The 21953-nt window shown below is 68.3% G+C and carries 23 protein-coding genes; 8 read left to right on the top strand and 15 right to left on the bottom strand.

Translation table 11 applies throughout. The features are described 5' to 3' along the window. Window positions 1-13: 13 nt before the first annotated feature. Together P6281_RS25790 and P6281_RS25785 are read right to left on the bottom strand one after the other, a co-directional pair. Entirely contained in the window at window positions 14-775 is a 762-nt protein-coding gene (locus P6281_RS25790) for an SDR family NAD(P)-dependent oxidoreductase (protein ID WP_014386113.1), read from the bottom strand. Between the two features lie 75 nt (window positions 776-850). Next, window positions 851-1681 (bottom strand): alpha/beta fold hydrolase, encoded by an 831-nt coding sequence (locus tag P6281_RS25785; RefSeq protein WP_014712577.1) that lies wholly within the window; start codon window positions 1679-1681, stop codon window positions 851-853. A gap of 68 nt (window positions 1682-1749) precedes the next feature. Here P6281_RS25785 and P6281_RS25780 point away from each other — a divergent pair, with 68 nt between their 5' ends. Beyond that, entirely contained in the window at window positions 1750-2358 is a 609-nt protein-coding gene (locus tag P6281_RS25780) for a TetR/AcrR family transcriptional regulator (RefSeq protein ID WP_014383532.1), read from the top strand. A gap of 8 nt (window positions 2359-2366) precedes the next feature. On the opposite strand, the gene P6281_RS25775 is transcribed toward P6281_RS25780, so the two are convergent. The 11 genes from P6281_RS25775 to P6281_RS25725 form a co-directional block, all read right to left on the bottom strand. Beyond that, window positions 2367-3002 (bottom strand): TetR/AcrR family transcriptional regulator, encoded by a 636-nt coding sequence (locus P6281_RS25775; RefSeq protein WP_255348952.1) that lies wholly within the window; start codon window positions 3000-3002, stop codon window positions 2367-2369. Window positions 3003-3029: 27 nt separating this feature from the next. Then, window positions 3030-4319, bottom strand: coding sequence for a lipase family protein (locus tag P6281_RS25770; RefSeq protein ID WP_026071104.1), 1290 nt, complete (start codon window positions 4317-4319; stop codon window positions 3030-3032). Between the two features lie 215 nt (window positions 4320-4534). Further along, window positions 4535-5344: a polysaccharide deacetylase family protein gene (locus P6281_RS25765; protein WP_008262367.1), complete on the bottom strand. Its 810-nt coding sequence runs from the start codon at window positions 5342-5344 to the stop codon at window positions 4535-4537. A 257-nt stretch (window positions 5345-5601) separates the two neighbouring features. Beyond that, window positions 5602-6990, bottom strand: a complete 1389-nt coding sequence (locus tag P6281_RS25760) for an alpha/beta hydrolase (RefSeq protein WP_009953167.1) — start codon at window positions 6988-6990, stop codon at window positions 5602-5604. A gap of 145 nt (window positions 6991-7135) precedes the next feature. Then, window positions 7136-9406, bottom strand: a complete 2271-nt coding sequence (locus tag P6281_RS25755; RefSeq protein WP_008262364.1) for a heavy metal translocating P-type ATPase — start codon at window positions 9404-9406, stop codon at window positions 7136-7138. After that, entirely contained in the window at window positions 9403-9615 is a 213-nt protein-coding gene (locus P6281_RS25750; RefSeq protein WP_008262354.1) for a heavy-metal-associated domain-containing protein, read from the bottom strand. The genes P6281_RS25755 and P6281_RS25750 overlap by 4 nt, the downstream gene beginning before the upstream one ends. A gap of 63 nt (window positions 9616-9678) precedes the next feature. Then, complete coding sequence (locus tag P6281_RS25745; protein WP_008262352.1) at window positions 9679-10449, bottom strand: SDR family NAD(P)-dependent oxidoreductase; 771 nt, start codon at window positions 10447-10449, stop codon at window positions 9679-9681. Next, entirely contained in the window at window positions 10449-11270 is an 822-nt protein-coding gene (locus P6281_RS25740) for a mycofactocin-coupled SDR family oxidoreductase (RefSeq protein ID WP_008262349.1), read from the bottom strand. Before P6281_RS25740 ends, P6281_RS25745 begins: the two co-directional genes overlap by 1 nt. An 18-nt stretch (window positions 11271-11288) precedes the next feature. Then, window positions 11289-12353 (bottom strand): hypothetical protein, encoded by a 1065-nt coding sequence (locus tag P6281_RS25735; protein ID WP_014386111.1) that lies wholly within the window; start codon window positions 12351-12353, stop codon window positions 11289-11291. After that, on the bottom strand, window positions 12343-13503 hold the full coding sequence (locus tag P6281_RS25730; RefSeq protein WP_009954484.1) for a sulfotransferase family protein: 1161 nt from the start codon (window positions 13501-13503) through the stop codon (window positions 12343-12345). Before P6281_RS25730 ends, P6281_RS25735 begins: the two co-directional genes overlap by 11 nt. Before the next feature lie 34 nt (window positions 13504-13537). Next, entirely contained in the window at window positions 13538-14413 is an 876-nt protein-coding gene (locus tag P6281_RS25725; RefSeq protein ID WP_008262344.1) for an SDR family NAD(P)-dependent oxidoreductase, read from the bottom strand. A 139-nt stretch (window positions 14414-14552) separates the two neighbouring features. Here P6281_RS25725 and P6281_RS25720 point away from each other — a divergent pair, with 139 nt between their 5' ends. Both P6281_RS25720 and P6281_RS25715 read left to right on the top strand, forming a co-directional pair. Then, entirely contained in the window at window positions 14553-15518 is a 966-nt protein-coding gene (locus P6281_RS25720; protein ID WP_014712576.1) for a LysR family transcriptional regulator, read from the top strand. A 39-nt stretch (window positions 15519-15557) separates the two neighbouring features. Then, window positions 15558-16028, top strand: coding sequence for an SRPBCC family protein (locus tag P6281_RS25715; protein WP_008262340.1), 471 nt, complete (start codon window positions 15558-15560; stop codon window positions 16026-16028). Here the strand turns inward: P6281_RS25715 and P6281_RS25710 are convergent, their stop codons facing one another. Continuing rightward, window positions 16029-16589: a pyridoxamine 5'-phosphate oxidase family protein gene (locus tag P6281_RS25710; RefSeq protein WP_014712575.1), complete on the bottom strand. Its 561-nt coding sequence runs from the start codon at window positions 16587-16589 to the stop codon at window positions 16029-16031. A gap of 122 nt (window positions 16590-16711) precedes the next feature. Between P6281_RS25710 and P6281_RS25705 the strand changes: the two genes are divergently transcribed. The 3 genes from P6281_RS25705 to P6281_RS25695 all read left to right on the top strand — a co-directional run bounded on the left by P6281_RS25705 (window position 16712) and on the right by P6281_RS25695 (window position 19534). Further along, entirely contained in the window at window positions 16712-17320 is a 609-nt protein-coding gene (locus P6281_RS25705; RefSeq protein ID WP_197690747.1) for a TetR/AcrR family transcriptional regulator, read from the top strand. Between the two features lie 61 nt (window positions 17321-17381). Then, window positions 17382-17858 carry a YkgB family protein gene (locus P6281_RS25700; protein WP_014712573.1) on the top strand — a complete coding sequence of 159 codons (477 nt, stop codon included), beginning with the start codon at window positions 17382-17384 and terminating at the stop codon, window positions 17856-17858. Between the two features lie 119 nt (window positions 17859-17977). Then, window positions 17978-19534, top strand: coding sequence for a flavin-containing monooxygenase (locus tag P6281_RS25695; protein WP_014712572.1), 1557 nt, complete (start codon window positions 17978-17980; stop codon window positions 19532-19534). On the opposite strand, the gene P6281_RS25690 is transcribed toward P6281_RS25695, so the two are convergent. Beyond that, window positions 19496-20089 (bottom strand): TetR/AcrR family transcriptional regulator, encoded by a 594-nt coding sequence (locus P6281_RS25690; RefSeq protein WP_014712571.1) that lies wholly within the window; start codon window positions 20087-20089, stop codon window positions 19496-19498. The genes P6281_RS25695 and P6281_RS25690 overlap by 39 nt on opposite strands. 224 nt (window positions 20090-20313) lie before the next feature. Between P6281_RS25690 and P6281_RS25685 the strand changes: the two genes are divergently transcribed. Both P6281_RS25685 and P6281_RS25680 read left to right on the top strand, forming a co-directional pair. After that, window positions 20314-20628 (top strand): hypothetical protein, encoded by a 315-nt coding sequence (locus P6281_RS25685; RefSeq protein ID WP_014712570.1) that lies wholly within the window; start codon window positions 20314-20316, stop codon window positions 20626-20628. Between the two features lie 79 nt (window positions 20629-20707). Beyond that, complete coding sequence (locus P6281_RS25680) at window positions 20708-21940, top strand: cytochrome P450 (protein ID WP_081490175.1); 1233 nt, start codon at window positions 20708-20710, stop codon at window positions 21938-21940. Window positions 21941-21953: the final 13 nt, after the last annotated feature.

Raw genomic sequence — 21953 nt, 5'->3', positions numbered from 1 at the left:
GGCGGCGTGCCGCCTAGCCACCCACCATCATCAGGCCGCCGTCCACCGCCAGCAGTTGCCCTGTGATGAAGCCCGAGCCGGAACCGGCCAAAAACACCAACATCGGCCCGAGGTCGCGGGTGGGGTCCCCCAGCGTCCCGCCCAGCGGGATCATCATCTTCATCTGCTGATCGATCAGGGCGGCGGCGTCGGGGCCGAGAAAGTCGCGCAGCCGGTCGGCACCCGGCGTCTGCACGGCGGGAGCCAGGGCGTTGACGGTGACGTTGTCGGCGGCCCAGGCCTTGGCGGCCGACCGCGTCCACGCCTGCACCGCGCCCTTGGTCGCGGCGTAGACGGCCGAGATCGGGCTGCCCATAACGGCTTCCGACGAGCCGAAGTTGATGATCCGTCCGCCCTTGGGGTCCTGGTCCCTCATGACGGCGTAGGCGGCCTGGTTGGTGAGGATGGTTGCCTTGACGTTGGTGTCCAACAGGAACGAGATGTCGTCGGCGCCGATATAGCCGGGGATGCCGGCCTGCCAGAGCCCCGCGGCGTTCACCAGCACGTCGAGCCCGCCCAGGTGGTGCGCCGCGTCCGTGACCGTCGCCGAGACGCCGTCGGGATCACGCGCGTCGCACTGAAACCACTTGGCGGCGAGGCCTTCCGGCGGCGGCGTCCGGTGATAGGTCGCGGCCACCTCGGCGCCCGCCTCGATCAGGACCCCTACCGCGGCGGCGCCGATGCCGGTGGCGGCGCCGGTCACCAGGATCCGCCGGCCTTGCAGGACATGTTCCATGCCCGCGAGCGTAACGCCATGGCGAAATCCCGCTCGGATCTCCGCCGTGGCGTTACGACCGCGAAGCAGAACGCGTTACGCGCGCACCGCGACCGTCGACAGCAGATCGGCCAGGCGGTCCGGCTGGTCGACCATGGAGAACGTCCGCGCCCCGGCGATCACCTCGAGGCGGGCGTTGGGGATGGTCGCCGCCAGCCGGGCGCCGTCCTCCTGCTCGAAGAACACGTCGTCGGCCGACCATGCGACGAGCGTCGGCTTGTCGAAGTCGTACAGCCTGGCCGCCACCGTCGTCGTCACCTCGGGGCGCATGGAAAGGGTGAACTGGCGCAGGTCCTCGACGACCGCCGGCAGCGACTGCGCCGGGCGCACCCAGAGCTCGGTGAGGTCGTCGATGTTGCGGTGCGCCAGGCCGTCGAACGCGCGCTTGCGCACCGTGGGCACCCGCATGGCCTGGGCGACGGCCCGGAACGTCGTCTTCGACTTGGCCGCCAGGATCACCGGTTTGAGGATCGGCGGTGGAAAGTGTTCGAACGCATCGCAACTCGTGAGCACCAGCGCACCCAGCCGCTCGCGGTGGTGCACGGCGACCAACTGGGTGACGACGCCGCCGGTGTCGTTGCCGACCAGCACCACGTCCTCGAGGTTGAGCGCGGCGAGTGCCTCGGCGACCATGGCCGCCACGCCGGTGATGGTGCGATCGGCGCCGCGGCGCAGCGGCTCGGGGTGTGCGCCCAGCGGCCAGGTCGGGGCGATGCACCGCAATCCGCGGGCGGCCAGCCGTTCGCTGACCTGGCGCCACAGTTGGCCGCCCATCATGTAACCGTGCACGAAGACCACGGGCCTGCCGTTCTCGGGTCCGGTTGCTTCGTAATGGATGGTTCCGGCACTAATGTCGATCGTCGACATATGAGGACTCCTACGTCAGAGATACACTTACAAACAGGCTGTCTGTTCGTAAGTTAACAACAGGTTGTATGGAAAGCAAGAGACGCACCCAGGAGGAGCGCTCCGCGGCCACCCGCGAGGCGCTGATCGCGGCTGCCCGCAAACTCTGGGGCCTGCGGGGATACGCCGACGTGGGAACGCCCGAAATCGCCTCGGCCGCCGGGGTCACCCGCGGCGCGATGTATCACCAATTCGCCGACAAGGCGGCGCTGTTCCGTGAGGTCGTCGAGGTCGTCGAGCAGGATGTGATGGCGCGGATGGCCGTGGTGGTCGCCGAGTCGGGGGCGGCGACGCCGACGGCCGCGGTCCGGGGCGCGGTCGACGCCTGGCTCGAGGTGTCCGCCGATCCCGAAGTGCGGCAACTGATCCTGCTGGACGCGCCGAGCGTGCTCGGCTGGGCGGGATTCCGCGACGTCGCACAGCGGTACAGCCTGGGCATGACCGAGCAGATGCTCACCGAGGCGATCCGGGCCGGCGAGTTGGCCGAGCAGCCGGTGCGGCCGCTGGCGCACGTGCTCATCGGCGCGCTCGACGAGGCCGCGATGGTCATCGCCACCGCCGATGACCCGGACCGCACGCGCGACGAGACCCGGGAAGTGCTGCACCGGCTCATCGACGGGATGTTCGACGCGCGCTGACGAGGCGGTCAGTCACCGCGCACGTGCGCGACGCCGGCGATGACGCCCTGGATGAGCCGGTCGAGGTGCTCGGGGTCGTCGACGGCCGGCTGGCCCGCGACGAAGGTCAGCATGATCCCGTTGATGAAGGCCAGGGTGGCGGTCGCCTGGTCGTCGACCAATGCCGGATCCGGCGCGCTGCCCTCGGGGTGCCACTGGGTGACGACGTCGCGGGCCAGGGCGTAGAGCCGGTCCGCCGACTCACTAAGGGCCGCGGCCAGTTCCGGGTCCCGGCCGGCCAGCAGCGCCAGCTCGTAGCGGGCCTTGGCGCGGGTGAGCCAGGGTTCGCTGTTGACGTACATGACGATGCGGGCCAGGCCGGCGGTGCCGGTGAACTGGGTGGCGTGATCCTCGGCCAGTTCGGCCATCATCGAAAAGTCGGCGACGTCGAGTTCGGCCAGCCGGGTGGCGATGGCGTGCACCAGCGCCCGGCGGGTCCGGAAATAAAACGATGTGGTGCCGGCCGGCACGCCCGCGTGGTCGTCGACTTTCGGGTGACTGACCCCGTGCACCCCGTTGCTGCCCAGCAATTCGATCGCGGCGTCGGCGAGTTGGCGGCGCCGCTCGGGCGCGTTGTGCTTTCTGCGTGCAGCGATGCGCCCCAGTTTATCGGCGCCGACTTAGCCCGCGCTTTAGAACTGACCGCAGTTCGGCGTGGTGGGCTCGCCGTTGAAGCGGGCGGCGATCCATTGCATCGCCGGTTCGCCGTCGACCAGCATCGGCAGCGCGTGGTTGATGACGAGCTTGTTGAGGAACGGCGGCTCTTCGTTGGTGCGGAATTCGACGTCGGCGTCCTGGGCACACCAGTCGCGCCCGAGCTGGTTGGCCGCGGTCCACGGCACCAGCGGGTCGTAGCGATTGCTGTCGATCATCACCGGCGCGTTCGGTTTGAAGCGGCCGAGCCGTTGCGCCTCGAACAGGCTGTTGAACGGCTCCTCGTTCACCAGCTGATTGATGTCCTCGGTGAAGTAGGGCTGTATGTGACGAAACATGAAGTCCAGCAACGTCTGTCCGACGCATTGGCGTGACACCGATTCCAGCATCGCCAACCCGCGCGGCGTCATCTTGGAGCGAATGATGTCGGCGAACTCGGGATAGGCGGCCATGACGCTGTTGAGCGCGTACCCGACGACGCCGACCAGCGCGCTGCCGTCGGCGTAGGGCAACAGCTCCTTGAGGTCGGCGGGTGGCGCCCCGGCGTAGGTGCCCACGATGTGAAGGTCGGGGGCGTATTGCGAGGCGAGCTCGGCCGCCGACGCGGTCGCGCCGCCGCCCTGCGAATAGCCCCAAAACGCCACGGGCCCATGCGGATCCAGCGACGTGCCGGGTAGGCGCATGGCGGCGCGGGCGGCATCGAGCACCGCCTGTCCCTCGGCCACCCGCCCCACATACGTGTGCATCGGCGCGGTGCCCAGGCCCTCGTAGTCGGTCATCACAATGGCGAAGCCGCGCGCGACCATGGTGGCGACGAACAGTTCCTCGTAGTTGAACATGATGTCCCAGCCACCCGAATAGTGAATGCCCTGGTTGAACATTCGCGACGGCGCACACTGATTGCCCTGCCCCTGGGTACCCGGCGCGTAACTGATCAACGGGCGCGGCCCGGCGCCCGGCCAGTCGTTGTAGGGCTCGAAATAGGTGCCCGTCACCGCGATCGGGTTGCCCCGGGTGTCGGTGCTGCGGTACATGATTCGCGTGCCGGACGCCATGATCGCGCCCAGCTGGCCGGAGGGCTCCAGCACCAGTCGCGACGGTTCGGTGCGGATCAGGTCGCCGGGTTGACCGGGCGGCAGCGGATCCGGCGCGGCATAAAAGTCCGCGTACTGCGGCTCGTCCCCGCCGTCGGCGCGCGCAATTCCGGTGCCCACCAGAGCCGAAGCAATTATCAGCAGTACTGTGAATACTCCCCCGGCCCGATGCATTACGGAACGGTAACAATGGACCGCCCGCCAGCGGAAGAGCAATCTCTAATTTTTTAGAGATCTCGCGGTTAACGGAATTCCGGCCACCTCTTCCGCCCAGGGGCTCGGCTCACCGGAGCGCGGCTTCTGCGCGAGCGCCGACCGGGGGATCCACGCGAGACGTCGAAGACGTTGTCGGCCAACGAGTCCGCACTCGGCGCCGGCGGTAGCCGCCGTCAGGGTGTCTTGAGGAACACGTCGTTGAGCGTGACCGTGCGCAGGTTGCGGTCGCGGATGATGTCGACGAGCTGCGGATAGACGTGCGTCACCGGCAGATGATTGAGGTGCCCGATCACGATGGCCTGCGGCGTGAAGTACTGGTCGGCCATCTGCACGATGTAGTCCTCGGTGATCAACGTCGAATCCGACAGCGAACCCGACCACAAGGTGGGCACCTTGTAACCGAGGTCGGCGGCCACGGCATCCACGGCGGCGTTGCGCTTGGCGTAGGGCGGGCGCCAATAGGGTTTCGCGCCGATGCCGTACGTCTTCTTCAAGAACGTGTCGTTTCGTGTGAGCTGTTCGGCGACTTGCTCTTTGGTCAGTGTGGTCAGGTCCGGGTGTGACCAGGTGTGGTTGCCGAGTTGGATCTGCCCGCTGTCGACCAACGGCCGGAGCAGCTCGGAGTTTTCGGTCCACGAGTCGTAGATCCCGTTCACGAAGTACGTCAGCCGCACGCCGGTGTCCCTGGCAAACTGCGTGTAGGCACGCACCACTTCGCTGTTCACGCCGTCGTCGACGGTCAGCGCGAGCAGGTCGCCTTCGCCCGGGAGCTTCATCAATGCGCCGCCGCCGGGCAGGGGGATGCGGGCGCTGAGCGGCGGGGGCGGCAGCAGGGCCTGCGGCGCGGTCGGGCCCGAAGTCGGTATGTCGACGCCGGGCGTCTGGGCGAACGTGCGCGGCTGCGGGTCGACGATGAGCCGCGCCGTCCCGACGCCGGCAACCACCGACGCGGCGAGCGATCCAAGAAACTGGCGGCGGTTCATGGCTGCGAAGGGGCGACGTCGATCAAAAGGGATGGGCGCAGAAAAGGAGATTTCGGCCCGGTCATTTGGAAACGGATGGCGGCGCGTTGCGTACCGGGCGGGTCCCCGCAGGGACCGCCGTTCGCGCAAAACACCGAGGCCACAGCAGCGAACCGTACCATTCAAAGGCCCAAATAGTCGGCTGCGTTACGGGAGGGTCAGCTGTGAATTCTCTCGGCGGACATCGCGGCCGCTGACGGCGACCCGACCAGCGAGGATCAATGCGGTTCCCCGGCGCCGCGTTGCGGCAATTGCACGGGTTCGGCGGCGGGAGTTCCCAGCGTAAAAGCCAGCCACGGCAGGGCGGTGGCAAACGCCTGGGCGGCAAACGGCCAGTCGTGCTTGCCCTCCTGGGTGACCACCGCACAGGCGATGCCGTGCGCGGTGCCGACCGCACACAGCGACCTCGCGGCGGCGTCCTGGCCCTCTGGGTTGGCGGCGGGATCGCTGGACGCGACGAGGGTCGGACTGGCCTGTTCGGCGACGTTGCCGGGCCCCGAGGAGACGGGCACGTCGAACCATCCGGACAGGCCGGCGTAGTGACCGTGCTTGGTCATCACGGTGACCGGGTCGAAGGCGGCCCATGCGGCCTGATCCCCGCCGAACAGCCGCGCGACGGACTGGTCCTTGGAGCCGACGTTGGGACCGCGGTCGCCCGCGATGTCCACGAACGCGCTGAACAGCTCCGGGTGCATGACGGCCAGGTCGACGGCGCAGGTACCGCCCATCGACCAGCCGGCGACGCCCCAGTTGGCCCGATCGGCGCTGACGCCGAAGTTCGACACCGTGAACGGGATGACGTCTTTGGAAAGGTGGTCGGCGGCGTTGCCGCGGGGGCCGTTGACGCACTCGGTGTCGTTGTCGAACGACCCGGTCGGATCGACGAACACCAGCACCGGCGAGAAACCGTGATGCGCGGCGGCGAAGTTGTCGATGGCGGTGAAGGCGCCGCCCGGACCCAGCCAATCCGCCGGGGTGTTGAAGGCCGAGCTGATCATCATGACGGCCGGCAGCCGGGGCGGGGGATTGCTGTTGAACCATGCCGGTGGCAGATAGACCAATTCCCGCCGGTGGGCGAAATGGGAGGCCGAGGAGTCGATGTCGACCGGCACCACGACGCCCTTGGTGGGCCTCGTTCCCGCGATCTGCATCTCGGTGACGCGCAGGCGGTCGACCTGGTCGGGCAACGGCACCGAGGTCAGCTGGTTCCACGCGGCCAGCGCCGTGGGGAAGTAGCCCACCCAGCCGTTGAGCGCCATGCCCGCGCACAGGACGCACAGCGGTATCGACAGCACGGCCACCCCGCGGCGCCACCAGCGCGCGCCCCGCCAGCCCACCAGGAACACCGCGGCGGCCAGGCCGCTCATCGCGATCCACAACCACAGCGTCGTCGGCGCGGGATCCCCGGCCACCCCGAGCGAGGTGATGTACCAGCGCGACAGCGCGGTCACCGCGACGGCCGCGATCAGCGCCACGGGCAGCACTCGCTTGAGCCAACTTCGCGCGCGCCATTGGATCGCGACGATCAGCACGAGCAACGCGAGGCCCTGAACGGCGGGCGGAAACCAGCCATGCAGCAGGGACAGTTGCCCGAAGAACTGCTCCAACGGTCGTGACCTTTGCTAGATCGATCGCTGCGCGAGGGTGCGGTGATTGTCGTGATCGTCAAGGGGCCGGGCGGCGTCTCGGCGGCCGGTGGCCGGACTCACTATCCCATACGATCGCGGCCCGCCGGCCTACGCTCCGCCGGGTTCACGTGTCCGTGACGACGCTGGTGAATGAGCGCAGCCGCAGGCTGTTGCCGACGACGAGAACGCTGGAGAGCGCCATGGCGGCGCCGGCCAGCATCGGGTTGAGCATGCCGAGCGCGGCGAGGGGGATCGCGGCGAGGTTGTAGCCGAACGCCCACACCAGGTTGGTCTTGATGGTGGCCAGCGTCCGGCGGGAGAGCCGGATCGCGTCCACGGCCGCCCGCAGGTCGTCGCGGATCACGGTGAGGTCGGCCGCCTCGATCGCGACATCGGTGCCCGCGCCCATGGCCAGACCCAGATCGGCGGCGGCCAGCGCGGCGGCGTCGTTGACGCCGTCGCCGACCATGGCGACCACCTTGCCCTCGGCTTGCAGACGCTTGACGGCCGCGACCTTGTCGTCGGGCATCGCCTCGGCGATCACCTCGGCGATGCCGAGTTCGGCGGCGATGCGGGCGGCGACGGTGTGGTTGTCGCCGGTGAGCAGCACCGGGGTCAGGCCGAGTCGCTGCAACTGGCGCACGGCGTCGCCGCTGGACGGCTTGACGGTGTCGGCGAGCACCAGGAGCCCCCGCGCCGCGCCGTCCCAGCCGACGACGACGGCCGTCTTGCCGTCGCCCTCCGCGCGGGATTTGGCCGCGGCGAGCGCGGCGTCGAGGCGCGCACCGCGCTCGTCCATCAGGCTCGCGCGCCCGACGACGACGGCGTGGCCGTCGACCGTGCCGTGCACGCCCATGCCGTGGACACCCGCGAAATCGGCGGGCGTGGGGAGCGCGCCGAGCTGCGCCGCGGCGGCCCGGGCGATGGCCTGCGCGACCGGATGTTCGGAGGCGGCCTCCAGGGCACCGGCGTAGCGCAACAGCGTGGCGCGGTCGGTTCCCGCCCCGACGACCACGTCGACCAGGGCCATTCGGCCGGTGGTGACGGTGCCGGTCTTGTCGAGCACGATCGTGTCGATCCTGCGGGTGGACTCCAGCACTTCGGGCCCCTGGATGAGGACGCCGAGCTGGGCCGCGCGGCCGGTGCCGACCAGTAGGGCGGTCGGAGTCGCGAGGCCCATCGCGCACGGGCAGGCGATGATGAGCACCGCGACGGCGGCCGTCAGCGCGGTGGTGGGCGAGAAGCCCGCCGCGAGCCAGCCGCCCAGGGTCGCCACCGCGAGCGCCAGGACGACGGGAACGAACACGCCGGAGACCCGGTCCGCGAGGCGCTGCACCCGTGCCTTGCCCGATTGGGCCCGTTCGACGAGCTTGGCCATCTGCGCCAGCTGGGTGTCGTCGCCAATCCCGGTGGCCCGGACGACAAGCCGGCCCCCGGCGTTGACGGTGCCGCCGGTGACGGCGTCGCCCGCTCCGACCTCGACGGGCACCGACTCGCCGGTCAGCATCGATGCGTCGACCGCCGAGGAACCCGTGACGACGACCCCGTCGGTCGCGATCCGTTCCCCGGGACGCACCACGAACTGGTCACCCACCGCGAGCCGCTCGATCGGGAGCCGGGTCTCGGTGCCGTCACGCAAGACCCCGACGTCCTTGGCGCCCAGCGCCACCAGCGCGCGCAGCGCGTCGCCGGCGGACCGCTTGGCCCGCTTCTCGAAATAACGGCCGGCCAGGACGAACAGCGTGACGCCGGCGGCCACCTCGAAGTAGACGTGGCACGGGGCGTCATCGCGCCCGACCGTGAGCTCGAAGTCGTGCTGCATGCCCGGCTGGGCGGCGGTCCCGAGGAACAGCGCGTAGAGCGACCACAGGAACGCGGCCAGGGTCCCGATCGAGACCAGGGTGTCCATGGTGGCGACGCCGTGTTTGAGGTTGGCCCAGGCGGCCGCGTGGAAGGGCAGCCCGCACCACAGGACGACCGGCGCCGTCAGCGCCAGCGACGCCCAGTGCCAGTGGTGAAACTGCCACGCGGGAACCATGGCCATGGCGATAACCGGGCCGGCCAGCACGGCGGCGGCGATCAGCCGCCGGCGCAGCGAAGTCAGCTCGGCGTCGCGCACCGGCGAACGTCGCGGCAGGGCGGCCGCGTAACCGGCCTTTTCGACCTCGGCGATCAGGATCCGTGGGTCGTACCCGGCGGGGGCGCTGACGGCGGCCGTCTCGGTCGCATAGTTGACGGTGGCCGAGACGCCGGCGAGCTTGTTGAGCTTTCTTTCGATCCGGGCGGCGCAGGAGGCGCAGGTCATCCCGGTGATCTCGAGCTCGATGGGGGGCGCGGCGGCCGGCGTGTCCTCGGGGAGGGTGCCCTCGTCGATGTTTCGCGGGGGCGTGCTCATGCGACCTGGACGGCCTGGAAGCCCGCCTCGTCGACCGCGGCGAGGACGGCGTCCGCGTCGATGGGCACCGCGCTGGTGACGACGAGCCGGCCGGTGTCGGCGCTGACCGTCACGCCGTCGACGCCGGGAATCCCGGCGACCTCGCCCTGGACGGCGGCCTCGCAGTGCGCGCAGCTCATCCCGCTCACCCGATATTCGCTGGTGGGCATGCCGCTCCTTCTCGATCCCGCCGCGGACTTGACCCCACCATTCTGCCTGCCGGGGGGTTCGGGCTATTGGCGCAGGTGCGACCCGCCGCCGATGTACCACACCTGGCCGGTGATCCACTCGGCCTCGTCGGACAGCAGGAACGCGGTGATCGCCGCGAGGTCGTCCGGCTTGCCCAGCCGGCTGGTCTTGCCGAACGTCAGGAAGGCCTGCTGGAGCGCGACGTCGTTTTGGCGCTCCTGGGTCTCGCCCATCACCAGGCCCGGCATGACCCCGTTGCTGCGGATGTTGTGTTTGCCCCAGTTGACGGCCACGTGCCGGGTCAGGTGGTTCACCGCCGCCTTCGAGGCGCCGTAGGCGACGTGCATGGGGTCGCTGCCCAGCGCGGCGCCCGACGAGGTGTTCACGATGCTGCCCCCACCCCGGGCGAGCAGGTGCGGCAGGACCGCGCGGATCGTGCGGACGTACCCGAGCAGGTTGACGTCGAGCGTGCGCTGCCAGACGTCCATGTCGGTGTCGAGAATCGTGGTGTCGCGTCCCAGGTTTCCCTCGGACAGATCGGCGCCCACGTTGTGCAGGCCGTCGATGGCCCCGAACTCGTCGAGCGTCGTCTCGACGAGGCGCCGCACCGACTGCTCGTCGGCGAGGTCGAACTCGACGGCGATCGCGCGGCCGCCGGCCGACACGATGCGCTGCGCGGTGGCGGCGGCGCCCGCAATGTTGTTGTCGCCGATGGCAACACGGGCGCCTTCGGTGGCGAGGCGTTCGGCGGTGGCCGCGCCGATCCCGGTGGCGCCCCCGGCGACCACAAATGTCTTGCCGGTCAGGCCGCGCATCACACGTACCCGACGCCGATGTCGACCGACACCTGGGTCGCGGTCACCAATCTGGATTGGTCGGAGGCCAGCCAGGCCACGGCGTCGGCGATGTCCTCGGGCTGCGCGATGCCCTCGGGCAGCAGCGGTTTGTGCATGCCCCGCAGGTGTGGGTAGTCGTCGGCGGCGGCCTGTAACGCTTCCCGCATCCGGCCGGTGCCCATCGGGGTGGCGACGGCGCCGGGGTTGAGGCTGTTGACGCGGATGTTGTACCGGCCGAGCTCGGCGGCGAACGCCCGCGCCATCCCCACGACCGCGTGTTTGCTTGCGGTGTAATGGATCATGAACGACTGCATCTTGATGCCGGCCGCCGAACCGATGAGGATGATCGAGCCGCCGCGGCCGCCGTCAATGATGTGCCGCACCCCCGCCATCACGGTGTTCCAGGTGCCGATCACGTTGGTGTCGATGGTGTCTCGGAACGCCTGCGCGGTGATCTGATCCCAGGGCGCGGGGCTGCAGATCCCGGCGTTGGCGACGATGACGTCGAGCCGGCCCAGCTCGCCGACCCCCTTGTCCACGGCGGCGGACAGCGCGTCAAGATCGCGGATGTCGGCCTCGGCGGTGACGACCCGCCGGCCGCCTTCGCTCACCAGCCGTGCGGTTTCGGCCAGATCGTCGGACGTCGGCGAGTCGTAGGGGACGCTCGGCGGCAGCGGCCCGGCGAGATCGACCGCGATGATGTCGGCGCCCTCGGCCGCAAGACGCACGGCGTGTGCCCGGCCCTGCCCGCGCGCGGCGCCGGTGATCAGCGCGACCTTTCCCGAGAGTGACTGGCTCATGTGTGGTCTGGGTTCCTTTCAGTCGCGCGCGAGCTTGTCGAGCGGGTTGGAGCGTTCCAGCATGCCGTACGCTTCTTCGCCGTCCCATCGGTAGCGCACGCCGGCCTGCTGGACGGCGGGGAACTCGGCCATCTCCTCTTTGAGGGCGTGCATGGAGTACATGTCGTCGTCGTGGTGCACGTCGTGCGTGGAAAACACTGTCTCGCCGGCGATTTCGACTAGCCCGTCGGCGGTCTCCAGCACCAGCGAGGCATCCTCGCCGAGTGGCCGCAGGCGTGTCAGCCACGGCGCCCGCACCGCCCGCGCCGGGACCAGGCCGCCGTCGCCGGTGAAGACGAATCCCTCGTTGAAGGTGGGCTGGCCGTCGGGGCGCGGCGGATAGGCGATGTAGCCGAAGGCGCGGCCGCTGCCGAACACGGCCGACTGCCAGCAGTGTCCCCAGAAGCCGGCGAGCTTGCGCACCCCGGTGCGACGGATCCGCAGGCCGCTCCCGGTGAAGGTGTGGCGTTCATCCCCAAATCGGAATTCCCCTGTGGCGGTGAACAATTGCTCGTAGCGGGGCCCGCCCATGATGGCCCCGACAGACGTCGTTTGGAGCTGCGTGCCCGCGTCGGCCTGTAGCGCGCCCTGGACCCACGGGGGCACGGCCATCCTCGCCTCGACGTGGAAGCCGATGTTGGTCGTCGGGCCGTCCTTCCTGCCCGCCACCAGGTCGACCGACGAGGTCTGCACGGCCGGCCCGTCGTAGGACATCGTCCAGGTGTCGAAGGGTTCGAGGCACTGGAATGCCAGGCCGCCGGCGCCGAGCACGGTGGGCCGCCCGTCGGCGCCGCGAGCCGGCAGCGACGGCCCGTTGGTGCGCAGCCGGTAGACGCGCCCGTCGGGAAACGCGGCATTGACCTGAATGTCGTGGGAGTCCCAATTGGCGCCCACCGCCTCGATTCCCACGCGGGGCAGGCCGATCTCGCCGCGGTCGTCGACCACCCAGAAACTGACCGAGTCCCGCATCTCCGGATCCTCGGGGCGCTGCGCCAGCACGTACTCGCGCGACGGGTCGATGCCGCCGGTGAGATCAACCGCCATTGCTTTCCTCGCTCCTTACCTTTGGATGCCGCGTCCACCGCCGCGCGCTGTCCACATAGCGCGCGAACCGGGGCCGAACCTCGTCGAGATCGATGCCGAACTCCACCGGGTCGGCGTGCGAGCTCGGCTCGCGCTGCGCGGCGGCGTGCTCCCACCAACTGTGCATCCGCGCTTCGAACTCGTCGGACACCGGGGCCCCGAGCCAGGCGTACAGCCCGGCGACCTCGCCGACCGGGTCGGCCTGCATGGCCCGAAAGTCGATGTCGTAGAACCGATCGTCGGCACCGGCCGCGCGGAACCGCAGCGCCCGCTCCATGCCCAGCGACCAATGCTCGACGTTGAGCCGGCCGATGTAGCGGCGGTCGATCCGGGTGTTGAACGACCCGATGATGTCGGCGTACAGGTCGGCCACCGACAACAGGACGTCGGTGGGATCGCGATGGGTCATCACGAATCGGGCGTCCGGGAACACCGCGTCCAGCGCGTCGAGCCACAACACATGGGACGGGCACTTCAGCCGCCACGGCCGCTCAGGCTCGCCCCACTGCAGCAGCTGCATCACCCGCCGCTGATAGCGAAACGTCGGGGTGAGGTCGGCGTGGTGCACGAGCCACGTTGAGTACGAGGGGATTTCGGCGAACGACTGAAAGATGTGCGACTTGAAGTCGAGCGCCATCAGCTCGTGGCACTCCATGGGCCCGTGGGTGTCGCCGGGAACGTGGCGGCGGGTGCCGACCATCTCGCCCCGGTCGGCCGGGACGCGGGGATCGACGCCGTGCACCGTCGAGGGCGGGGGGCACGGTTGCGTCGACTCCCACCGGCGCAGGTAGCGCACCTCGGGATCCTGGGCCAGCAGCATGGACAGGGCGGTGGATCCGGTCCGGGGCAATCCCAGGCCGACCAGCGGTTCGCGGATGGGCACGTCGCCGATCTCCGGGTGCCGCCGAAACCAGTCCTCGACCTGCAGCCGTTGCGAGAGATAGCCCGCGATGCGTTGGCGCAGAAAGGCTTCCCCGCGCTCGTTCAGGTGGGCCTCGTCGCGCAACGCCGACAACAGGACGTTCAGGCCCTCGGTGAAGGAGTCGTCGCCGAAGTCGGTGAGCCCGGTCTGCGCCGCGGCCTCCTCCATCAGCTCACCGGATGTCAGCACGGCGTCTCCTCGATCAAAGTCCTTGCGGCGGCGCTCAACCCATCCACTGCCCGCCGGCGACGTCGATGGTCTGACCGCACAGGTAGTCGGCGGCCTCGGAGGCCAGGAATGCGACCATGTTGGCGGCCTCCTCGGGCAACGACGCGCGACCCAGCTGGACCTGGTGGGTGATCGCTTCCTGGATGGCGCCGCGGCCGGCGCGCTGCTTGTCGTCCTGAGGATCGAGCAGGTACTGCCGCATCTCCGGTTTGATCATGATGCCCGGCGCCACGCCCAACACGTTGACACCGCGCAGCGCGACCTCGTGGGCGAGGTTGCGCGTGAACCCGATGACGCCGGCCTTGCACGCGTTGTAGACGACCAGGCCGCGCTGCTGAATGCGGCCGCCGACCGACCCGATGTTGATGATCTTCCCCGAACCCTGGTCGAGCATGTACGCCAGCGCGGCGTGCGCCCCGTACATCATCATCGTCAGGCTGCCCAGCACCGTGTAGTCGATGTCCTCTTTCGTCTGCTTCTCGAACGGACCCGCGGCCACCATCACCGGGTTGTTCACCATGATGTCGAGGCCGCCGAGCTCGTGGTGAGCCTGCCGCACCGCGCCGTGCACCTGGTCCCAGTCGGACATGTCGGCCTTGACCGGGATGGCCCGCACGCCCCAGCGCCGCTCGACTTCCTCGGCCCGGCGTTCGACCTTCTCGAAGGTGCGGCCGATGAGCGCGACCTCGGCGCCGCAGCCGGCCAGCCGGTTGGCGATCGCCTGCCCCAGGCCGTCGCCGCCGGCTCCGGTGACGAAGGCCTTCTTGCCGGACAGGTCCATCAGCTCGGTCACGCGCTTGCCGACGATGTGCTCCGGTAGGCGGTCCAACCCGAGCAGCTGCACCCAGTCCTGGTCGTCCTGAACCGTCATCGTCGACCCCTCCTCAGCCAGACCGGGACGGCATCGCCGCCCCACCTCGCTGACGATATGACGGCCTCACGGCCAGCAGGTAATACCAATTCGGGAAACCAGTCATGCCGCATTTATATGGCTGGTAGATGTGGAGGCGATGGACACCCACCGGCTCAAGTACTTCCTGCGGATCGCGGAGGAAGGCTCGATCACCCGCGCGGCCGCGGTGTTGGGCATCGCCCAGCCGGCGCTGAGTCGCCAGATCCGGCTGCTGGAGGAGGACCTCGGCATCACGCTGTTCGAGCGGACCCGCCGGGGCGTGCACCTCACCGAGGAGGGCGAACGGCTGCGCTCCTCGACCGCCGCGCCGCTGCGTCAGCTCGAGCTCGCGGTCCGGTATGCGGGATCGCCGTTGGCGCGCATCGAGCGCGGGCTGCTGTTCGGGATCGTGCCGACCGCCGCCGGCGTCCTGGCCGCGCCGCTGGCGGCAAGCGTGGGCGCCGCGTTCCCGAATGTCCATTTCCACGTCGCCGTGGCCGAGACCGACGACCTGGTGGAGCGCCTCCTCAAGGGCGCGATCGACCTCGCGGTGATCAACCCGGTCTCCGATGACCGGCTCTTCCACCGGCACCTGGTGACCGAGGACCTCGTGCTGGTCGGGGGGCCCGCGTCGGAGCTCTCGCCCGCCAGCCCGATCCGCTTCACCGATCTCGCCAAGCTCCCGCTGGTCATGCCCAGCGGGCTGACCGGCATTCGAAACACCCTGGAGAACACCGCGCTGCGGCTCAAAGTTGCGATCACGGCCCGCTTTTCGACCGATTCGGTGGAGGTGGCCAAGCATCTGGTCGCCGCGGGGCTCGGCTATGCGGTGCTGCCGATGGCGGCGTGCGGCGCCGATGTGGAGGCGGGGCGGCTGCGGTGGACGTCGATCCACGAACCCCCGATCGACCAACAACTCGGCGTGGCCGCCACCGCGGCGCTGGAACTGCCCCGCGAATTCGCGGCGAAGATCGGCATCGTGTTGCGCGAAGAGGTGGCGCGGTTGACCAAATCCGGCTTCTGGCCGGCGCGTTTCGAGCCGTCACCGGTATGGGATCCCAACATCCCTGAGCCGCGGAACTGAACGGGATTACGCTGCCGGTTAGCGGAAAGGAGATTCGCAATGACCGTCACCGTTGTCGACCGGGGGCCCCGCCAGGTGAGCCGCAGAGTCGAAGTGGCCGCGCCGGCGGCCGAGCTGTACGCCATCGTCGCCGATCCGCGGCGTCACCACGAACTCGACGGGTCGGGCACGGTGCGCGACAACATCACCATGCCGCCGCAACTCCTTGAGGGCTCGAAGTTTTCGACGAGCATGAAGATGTTCGGCGTGCCCTACCGCATCACCAGCACGATCACCGCGCTGACGCCGAACGAGGTGGTCGAATGGCGCCACCCGCTGGGTCATCGCTGGCGGTGGGAATTCGAGGCGCTGTCACCGAACCTGACGCAGGTCACCGAGACGTTCGACTACCGGGATGCCGGTGCGCTGAAGAACAAACTGAAGTACTACGAGCGGATGGGCTTCGTCAAGGCGAACGCCTCGGGCATCGAGGCGACGCTGACCAAACTGCGGGATCGCTACGCTGGGTGATCAGTTCGCCACCGGATCGGCTGCGTCCCAGGGCATCACGCCGGACACCCAGTGGCTCAGTTCCGAGGCCTGGTCGTTGCGGTGCAGATGGCGTGGAGGCGTCGCGTAGGTGGAGTAGGGCCGGCACCGAATGACGACGCGGTTCTCGCGTTCGCACATCGCCTCGATGTGCGGGCGCGCCTCGTCACCGAGTGGCTGGCCGGACATTCGGCCGCCAACCGCCATCATCACGTCGACCGCGAGATCCCGGTCGTCCTCGACGGCGGCGTCGGCGTAGACCTGCAGGTAGGCGAAGGGCCACCGCTCGTCGAGGACGCACAGGCTCACCTTGCCGTCGCGCTGAACGATCCGGGCTTTGCCCCTCCCGGCCATCGTGGAGACGAGCAAGTCGTCGGTGTCGGTGGGGATGTAGTACACGACCGACATGGCGGGGCCGTCGTGGCGGCGACGGTAGCCGAACACGCAGGTGCGATGCGTGCGCACGAACTCGCGTCGTTCGGAGGGAAGCATGTCGCGGTCGGTGGGAGCGGTGAAGGGCTCTGCCGCCAGGGGGAGGAGCATGACGAATTTTCCTTGCTGTCAACGGGGTTGATCGACGCGGTAATTACGGATACAGTGTCTCCGTAATGCGTGACGATGTCAACCGGGGGCCGCGGCGGTCCCGCGGCCGCCCGGCCCTGCCGATGGACCGCATCCTGGGCGCGGCCGTCGAACTGCTCGACGCCGAGGGGGCGGACGCGTTGTCGATGCGGTCGCTGGCCCAGCGCCTGGGATCCGGCACCGCCACGCTGTACCGCCACTTTTCCAATCGATCCGAACTGGTGTCTCAGGTGATCGACCACATACTGGGCGAAGTCGACCTCGATGCGCGGGCGCTGGCGGCCCTACCGTGGCAGCAGGCGTGTATCACGTTCGCGCAACACATGTTTGACGCGCTGCGCCGGCATGGCAATGTCGCGCCGCTATTGATCGAATACACGCCGACGGGGCCGAGCGCGCTGGCCAATCGCGAGCGCTGCCTGGCGATCCTTCTCGGCAACGGCTTCGCGCCGGCGGTCGCGGCCCACGCCTACGCCACGCTGGCCCGTTACGTCTTGGGTTTCGCGCTACAACTGCCCGGGGCGACGGATGGGGGCGGTGAAGCGGAACTGGCGGCGGCGTTTCACCGGCTCGATCCGTCGCGCTATCCCGCGACCGTCACCGTCGCCGACGAGCTTCCCGTTCCGCTGGCCGACGAGTTCGCTTTTGGGTTGCGGCTCATCGTCTCCGGGCTCGAACAACTGCGCGAGTGAACGTTTTCGCGGCGCCAACCGTGGCTTGGGTGGATGACCGCGCCCGAAAGGACACCGCTCGATGATCGCAAACACGCTGAGCCGCTGGGGTCAACTCTTGGGCCGCTATGGCCTGGTGGTGGTGCTGGTGTGGATCGGAGTGGGCAAGTACGTGAAGATGGAATCGCGCGTGCTCATCGAGCACAGCCCCCTGATGAGCTGGCTCTACGACGTCTTCAGCGTCACCTTCGTCGCGCGGGCGCTCGGAACGATGGAAATCGTTGCGGCCCTGCTCATCGCGCTGCGGCCATGGTGGCCGCGGGTCTCGGCGGCGGGCAGCGCGCTGGCGGTGGTGCTGTTCCTGGGCACGGTGAGTTTCCTGGTCACCACCCCCGGCGTGATCGCAACCCATGCCCACGGCGTGCCGGTGCTCTCGGCGCTGCCCGGCCAGTTTCTGCTCAAGGACCTGGTATTGCTCGGGGTCGCCGTGTGGACGCTGGGCGACTCGCTGTCCGCGGGCGTCGTCACCGCACGGCCGTATCCCGCCCGCAGCGAGTGACTATATAGTCGTGGCCACGGAGAGGAAGCCGAGGCCGTGACCGAGACCGTGGGCCAGGGGATAGGCGTCGACGCGCCGCGACGCGGGCACGCCGAGGAACGCCGCGCGCGGGGCAGCCCGTGACCAGCCGAAAAGCCCGCTGGCTCTACGCCGTTGGGCGGCTGCGCGCGGCGACGCGGCGCGGGCGATCGCCGCGGGTGGCGATCATCGGCGCGGGCTTCGGCGGTCTCGGTGCCGCCGTCGCGCTGCGCCGCGCCGGCATCGACGACCTGGTGATCATCGAGGGCGCCGACGGCGTCGGCGGCACCTGGCGCCGCAACACCTATCCCGGCGCCGCCTGCGACATCCAGAGCCATCTGTACTCATTTTCCTTCGCGCCCAACGCATCCTGGACCCGCACGTACGCCCGGCAGCCCGAGATCCTGGCCTACCTCGAATCGGTCGCCGACGATTTCGATCTGCGACGCCACCTCATGCTCGACACGACCGTGCGGTCCCTGCACTGGAACCCGGGCGCCGGGACGTGGGAGTGCCGAGTGGACCGCAACGGCGAGTCCGCCACGTTGGTCGCCGACGTCGTCGTGTGCGCGGTCGGGCTGTTCGGTTCGGCCAAGCTGCCCGACATCGACGGCCTGACGGGGTTCGCCGGACCGGTGCTGCATACCGCGCAGTGGGATCACCAGCTCGACCTGGCGGGGCGCGACGTGGCGGTGATCGGGACGGGCGCCAGCGGGGTGCAGTTGGTGCCGGAGCTGGCGAAGACCGCCGGACACGTCACGGTCTTTCAGCGGACCCCGCCGTGGATGGTGCCCAAGGACGACCGCCCGTACAGCGCAAGCGAATTGGCGCGGTTCAGGCGCAGCCCGGTCGCGCTGCGCCGCACCCGGTGGAAGATCTGGAAATTCCAGCACGACAACACTGCGACGTTCGCCGACGATCCCGTGGTGGCCGGGCGCACGCAGATCGCGACGTCGTTCCTGGACCGCACCGTCGACGACGAGCCATTGCGCCGAGCGCTGACTCCGGACTATCCGTTCCGGTGTAAGCGAGTGTTGTTGGGCGACGACTATTACCGGGCCCTGCAGCGGGACAACGTCGAATTGGTCACCGAGCCCATCGCGCGGGTCGGCGAGGCGTCGGTGATCACCGCGTCGGGCCGCGAAATCGGCAGCGACGCGATCGTGCTCGCCACCGGCTTCGAGACGTCCCGCTACCTGTCCGGCATCGACGTCACCGGAACGGGCGGCCGCCGGTTACACGAGCACTGGGGTGACGATCCGTGCGCCTACCTGGGTGTAGCGGTCAGCGGGTTCCCGAACTTCTTCATGCTGTACGGCCCCAACACCAACCAGGGCGGCAACTCGATCGTCTACATCCTCGAGTCCGCGGCGCGGCTGGTCGCCAGCGCGGTGAGCCGGCTGGCGCGCCGTGGCGGCTACCTCGACGTGCGTCCCGAGGCCGAAAAGCGATACAACGACCAGCTTTCCGCCGACCTGGCGCGGACCATCTGGACACAGTGCGACAGCTATTTCCGTTCGCCCACCGGCCGCATCGTCACCCAATGGCCCTATACCGAGCTGGAGTACGCCCGCCGGACCTGGCGGCTGCGACGCCGAGATTGGATCCAAACCCTGGGGTCAGCGCGTCGAGAGGCCACGCATCAATGTGTCTATTAGCCCGTCGTAACGTCCGATGGTTTCGCCTGCCGTCGTGGTGACACTGAGCATGCGATATAGCGTGGCTCCGATCAAAGCGTCGGCGGCAGCTTCGATGTCGGCATCGGCGCGAATTTGACCCAACGAGATTCCGGATTGCAACCGGTGCATCACCGCGCGGTGGAAGCGGCCGGTGAGTTGTCGGTACAGGGTGTCGCGATCTTGAAGATTCTCAGCGGCGGCAGCGGCAAGAGCGCGGACTAGTGCGATGTTCTCAGGGTGGGCACTGAGCGCGGCAGATTCGTGCATCCAGGTCCTCAAATCTTCGACCGCGTCTCCCGTATCTGGAAGCGTGAAGTCTGCTTGCGCGTAGGCCTGCATTACCGCTTCGGCCACCAAGGGCGCTTTCGACGGCCACCGTCTGTACACCGTTTGCGTTCCCACTCCGGCATTGGCGGCGACTTTGTCCATCGACACTCCGCTGTACCCTGCCTCGATTAGGAGGGCGCGGGTGGCTTCGAGGATCGCCGAATGGACGGCCGCGCTACGCGGTCGTCCTCGGCGCGGTTGGCTCACGTGACGACCTTAAATCAAATCTTGAGCGGCCTGGCTTGTCGGCGACTGGGGCGACGCAGTCTGCCTGTGTACATAGGCGCAGCAATGTGGTTCTATTTACGAGAAAGAGTATCTCGTAATGGTGCGGGTCAGTCGGAACAGGCACCAGGTCCGTATGTTCAGTGCTGACGGGTTCGGCCCGAAGCGGGGCTTCCCGCCAAGCGGGAAGGGGCGCAGGAACACCGGTGAGCAACAACGCTACTCGCCTTTTACGAAGAACGCGCGAACAGAACGTCGCAGCCATCGTCATCGTCGTCGGTGTGGCGCACTTCCTCGTTCCACGGATCTTCGTCCCCATCAACAGCTTTGGCTCCGCCGACCATGCGCGTATCTTCACCTACATCAACGGTGCCATCGAAACGATGATCGGGCTCATGATGGCGAATCCTCGAACTCGTCGACAATCGGCCGTCGTATCTGCTTGTTACGTCATCTATTTGACGAGCAACATCGGCAGAAATCAGATCAGGACGTGGCGCGGCGACCGGCGGCTCGGATAAGGGGAAGCGAAAAGTGTCGATCGGTCAAACCGCCCAAGGGGCTGCCGAAGTCTTCAGGCCGTTCGGTGATGCCGTCCGGATGAACCTGGCTGCTGCAATACGCACCCGCCGACGTGGCTACGACGCTTGGACTGGCGCGGTGAATACCGACTATGACCCACAGAATCCGATCACCGCCGCACAACCATTCGACGCCTACCGCGCCCTACACAGAAGTGGCCGCGTGCACTACAACCCGAGGCGAGCCACCTGGATACTCAGCCGACTCGACGACGTGCGAGCGGCACTGCGCGACACCGATCAGGTCACCAGTACTCAAGGGGTCACCCGGTTGAGAATGTCGGCTCCGCTCGCGGTGCTGACCGACGGTGAGGAACACACCCGACTGCGAAAACAGATCCAGCCGGGCTTCAGCAAGGGAGCCATGAGCGCATGGCAGGAAATCGTCGAGAAGCTCGCCGTGGAACTCGTCTCCGATCTGTTGAACAATCCCGGCTGCGATGTCGTGCAGCACTTGGCGATACCAATGCCGATCCGTCTGATCGCTCAGATCCTCGGGGTACCCGAAGACGACGTCGACGACTTCCGGCGGTGGTCAGAAAACGCCGTGAGAGTCATGGATTTGACCCCGACACGCGCTGGTCTCATAGGGGCAACCAGATCCGTATCCGCAATGGTTGCGTTACAGCGCTACTTCGTGAAGCAATTCGCACACGGTGGACTCAAAGGATCGGGCACCGTGCTGGGGCGACTCCTCGAACACAACACCGATGGCAGCCTCACCGATCGTCAGCTTCTGCTCATCGCAACTCACCTGTTGATCGCCGGGAACGAAACAACCACAAACCTTCTCGGCGGAATGTTCGACACTCTCGCCCGTCACCCCAATCAGTACGACTTGATACGCGCCAACCCCGACCTGATCCCGACCGCCGTCGAGGAGCAACTCCGCATCACCACCCCGATACAGAACCTCTACCGTTACACCCGCGCCGACTATCAGATCGGCGATGTCACTATCCCCGCCGGGTCACGCGTCCTGCTGTCCTTTGGGGCGGCGAATCGCGACCCGGCCGTCTTCGACGAACCCGACGAGTACCGCGCTGACCGCAACCCGCGAGCTCACGTCGCATTCGGCTACGGCCCGCACATGTGCCTAGGAGCACCACTGGCTCGAATGGAAGCCCAAGCCGTGCTGCGACAACTCGTCACCCGCGTCAGCCGCCTCAGCCCCAACGGCCCGACAACCTGGTCGGCCCACAGTTCGTTACGCGGCCCGACTTACCTGCCGATCCACCTGACGCCAGCCTGACCGACCTACGCCG

Origin of the sequence: Mycobacterium sp. 5-140-3-2 (assembly GCF_035666375.1) — a bacterium.
In the GTDB taxonomy this organism is placed as follows: Bacteria; Actinomycetota; Actinomycetes; order Mycobacteriales; family Mycobacteriaceae; genus Mycobacterium; species Mycobacterium intracellulare.
The sequence above is the reverse complement of the archived record's forward strand: the minus strand, read 5'-3'. Positions and strand labels throughout refer to the sequence as shown.